Origin of the sequence: Vibrio sp. 10N.222.49.C9 (genome assembly GCF_041474985.1) — a bacterium.
GTDB classification, from domain to species: Bacteria; Pseudomonadota; Gammaproteobacteria; order Enterobacterales; family Vibrionaceae; genus Vibrio; species Vibrio crassostreae_C.
Map to the genome: position 1 here is coordinate 1 of NZ_JBFRVD010000401.1, position 275 is coordinate 275.

At 48.4% G+C, this 275-nt stretch carries 1 protein-coding gene; it reads right to left on the bottom strand.

Going from position 1 to position 275, the window contains the following annotated elements; translation table 11 throughout:
• Window positions 1-13: 13 nt before the first annotated feature.
• Window positions 14-275 (bottom strand): rhomboid family intramembrane serine protease (locus AB4585_RS23700; protein WP_372171216.1); only part of this gene is annotated, 262 nt, incomplete at its 5' end.

Genomic DNA, 275 nt, shown 5'->3' on the forward strand with positions numbered 1-275 from the left:
CTCAGATCATCAATTAAGTGTTCTGAGTTCGGTTTACGCTATCAAGCCAGCCCAATAAACACCCGGCAACCAATCCCGCAAGGTGTGCGGCATTCGCAATCGCCATAAACGGTTGCACAAAGCCAAGTACCAACCAGATCAACATGAAGGCGAGGATAGGCTTAGGTATATCTAGGCCAAACTGCGGAGCTCTTACCGATAGTACCCATATATATCCAACCAAGGCATACACGACACCACTTAGGCCTCCAAAGTTGGCACCTTCGATCCAATAC